Raw genomic sequence first — 2,831 nt, forward strand, 5'->3', positions numbered from 1 at the left:
CTCAATGGAATCGCACTGCTGGTGGCGCTCTCGCAACTGCCGGCTTTCCTGGGTATAGAGGCCGACGGCGACGTCTGGCAAAAGCTCGGACAGGTCACCACCGGGGTATTCGGTGGTGACATCAACGTCACCGCGCTGCTGCTCGGTGCAGGTTCGCTGGCGCTCATCTGGATCCCGCGGCTCCTGCGGTGGAAAGTACCCGGCGTCCTGTTCGCGGTGGTTGGTTCATGCGTAGCGACGGCGGTCTTGGGCCTTAACGACGACGTGAAGGTCACCGGAGTCTTGCCGCAGGGCCTGCCGTTGCCCGCACTGGGCGGCATTGGATGGGCCGATGCGTTGACATTGCTGCCCGCCGCGGCCGGCATTGCCCTCATGGCTTTTGCCGATACGGGCGTCCTGTCCCAGACCCTGGCAGCCAAGGACGGCAAACGGGTGTCCGGCAACCGGGAGATGGCTGCGCTCGGGGCGGCCAATGCCGCTACCGGACTGCTGGGAGGATTCCCGATTTCCGGCAGCACCTCGCGGACGCCCGTGGCCGTGGAGGCAGGTGCCAAATCCCAGCTGACCGGGGTGGTGGGGTCCTTGCTGGTGCTGGCATTCATGCTGCTGGCACCGGGGGTGACGGAGTACCTGCCATCGGCAACCCTTGCCGCGGTCGTCATTGCCGCAGCGATTGCCCTCGCAGATCCGGCTGGTGTCCGGCGGCTCTTCAGCCTTAGCCGCAGCGAGTCCGTGGTGATGCTGGCCGCGTTCCTCGGAGTCCTGACCGTGGGCGTCCTGCAGGGAATCGTTGTGGCGATTGCCCTGGCGCTCCTGGATTTTGTCCGCAGGGCCTGGGATCCGTACCGAACCGAACTTGGCGCAGAGGATGGCCTGCCGGGGTACCACGACGTTGAGCGGCATCCCGAAGCCGAGCGCATCCCGGGACTCTTGATTCTCCGCTTTGATGCTCCCCTGTTCTTCGGAAACGGCCAGGTCCTGGCCGCATTTGTCCGCGAACAACTGCATGAGGCCCCGGACGAGTCCGCGGTCCCCGTCACCCACGTCATCCTTGCCGCCGAACCCATCACCGGGATTGACACCACGGCCTTGGACGATCTGGTCACCCTGGACGAATGGCTGGCCAGCAAGGGAGTAGATCTGGTGTTCGCCGAACTCAAGGGCCCGGTGAAGGACAAGTTGGTCCGTCTTGGCACTGCAGCGCGTTTCACGCCTGAACACTTCTACCCCACTGTCGGCGCGGCAGTACGTGCGCTCAAGGAAGGGGGCACTGAAGCGTCCGCCGATTACGCAACATGACGGCCGGATCGGCGCCCGCAAGTGCAGCCCGACGCCCGCGGATGCTACGTTTTTCTTGAGTAATGAGTACCAGCGCAAAGCCCTGACTTGCTGGTCGGCAACCCTCTCTCCGGCGGGGTGCCTCAGGTGACTACTCGGCGTATCGACAAATTCGAACTGCAAGCGTGACTGAGGAGCACCAGCAATGCCTGAACCCACTGAAGAAAAACTCTCCTACCGCCTGATTACAGGCCCGGACAACCGTGAATTCTGCGAGCGCATCCACAGCGCGCTCGCTGAGGGCTACGTGCTCCATGGCAGCCCGGCAGCTACCTTCAACGGCACCACAGTCATTGTTGCCCAGGCAATTGTGCTCCCCGCCGCGATCGCCAATGCTGATGCCGCCGTCGCCGACGCCGTTGACCAGCTGGAGAACTATGACGACGAAGAAGCATTCGAGGGCCACGCATGAGCTACGCAGGTGACCTGACCCCGCAGGATGCATGGGCCAAGCTCGAGCAAGGCGCCATCCTGGTCGATGTCCGCACCGAGGGCGAGTGGGCCCACATCGGCATCCCTGACACCAAAGCCACGGAGAACGATCCCCTGTTCATCCAATGGAGCCTCGCAGGCGGCATCCCCAACTCCCGTTTCATCGAGGACCTGCAGCAGCAGGCCCCCGAGGACGAGGCCGTGGAACTCGTTTTCATCTGTCGCTCCGGCCAGCGCTCCATCTCCGCCGCCATTGCCGCAACGCAGGCCGGATTCACGGCGTACAACGTCCTTGAGGGTTTCGAGGGTGAACCTGACCGCTACGGTGAACGCACCGTCAATGGCTGGAAAAATCGTGGCCTGCCGACGAATCTGGGGACCGAGTAAGTGACTTTCAATCCCGACGCCGCCGGCTGGAGCCCTGACACCCAGGCCGTCCGCGGTGGCCTTGACCGTACCAATTTCCAGGAAACATCCGAGCCGGTTTTCCTGAACTCCGGCTTTGTCTACGAATCGGCCGCAGCTGCCGAGCGTGCTTTCACCGGAGAAGACGAGCGCTTCGTGTACTCCCGCTACGGCAACCCGTCCGTGGCCACCTTCCAGGAACGGCTGCGGCTGCTTGAAGGAACCGAGGCGTGCTTTGCCACCGCGTCCGGCATGTCCGCGGTCTTCACTGCCCTGGGTGCCCTGCTGGCTGCGGGCGACCGCGTGGTGGCTGCCCGCTCCCTGTTCGGCTCCTGCTTTGTCATCCTCAACGAGATCCTGCCCCGTTGGGGTGTGGAAACCGTGTTCGTTGATGGCCCGGACCTGGAGCAGTGGCGTGAAGCCCTCTCGGAACCAACCACTGCTGTGTTCTTCGAGTCTCCGTCCAACCCCATGCAAGAGATCGTAGACATCGCTGCCGTCAGCGAACTGGCGCATGCCGCGGGGGCGACCGTGGTGGTAGACAACGTCTTTGCCACTCCCCTGTTGCAACGCTGCGGCGAGCTGGGTGCCGACGTGATCGTCTACTCCGGTACCAAGCATATTGACGGCCAGGGACGTGTCCTTGGCGGTGCGAT

4 protein-coding genes and 1 riboswitch are annotated in these 2,831 nt (G+C 63.7%); all 4 genes read left to right on the forward strand.

Going from position 1 to position 2,831, the window contains the following annotated elements; translation table 11 throughout:
• A partial coding sequence (locus HP499_RS23030; protein WP_172326386.1) for a SulP family inorganic anion transporter occupies nt 1-1,299 on the forward strand: 1,299 nt, incomplete at its 5' end.
• Nucleotides 1,300-1,357: 58 nt separating this feature from the next.
• Nucleotides 1,358-1,470: riboswitch (SAM riboswitch) on the forward strand.
• 13 nt (nt 1,471-1,483) lie between these two features.
• Nucleotides 1,484-1,750, forward strand: coding sequence for a DUF1737 domain-containing protein (locus tag HP499_RS23035; protein ID WP_172326387.1), 267 nt, complete (start codon nt 1,484-1,486; stop codon nt 1,748-1,750).
• Entirely contained in the window at nt 1,747-2,157 is a 411-nt protein-coding gene (locus HP499_RS23040; RefSeq protein WP_172326388.1) for a rhodanese-like domain-containing protein, read from the forward strand. The genes HP499_RS23035 and HP499_RS23040 overlap by 4 nt, the downstream gene beginning before the upstream one ends.
• Nucleotides 2,158-2,831, forward strand: a 674-nt coding sequence (locus tag HP499_RS23045; protein WP_172326389.1) for an aminotransferase class I/II-fold pyridoxal phosphate-dependent enzyme, incomplete at its 3' end; no start/stop codon positions are given. It lies immediately after the preceding gene.

The sequence above is a fragment of the Paenarthrobacter sp. CM16 genome, from assembly GCF_013179505.1.
Lineage (GTDB): Bacteria > Actinomycetota > Actinomycetes > Actinomycetales > Micrococcaceae > Arthrobacter.

Bases quoted from the DNA above. Each gene is read 5' to 3' on its own strand.
- HP499_RS23035 (WP_172326387.1), top strand. From the start codon at position 1,484: ATGCCTGAACCCACTGAAGAAAAACTCTCCTACCGCCTGATTACAGGC.
- HP499_RS23040 (WP_172326388.1), top strand. From the start codon at position 1,747: ATGAGCTACGCAGGTGACCTGACCCCGCAGGATGCATGGGCCAAGCTC.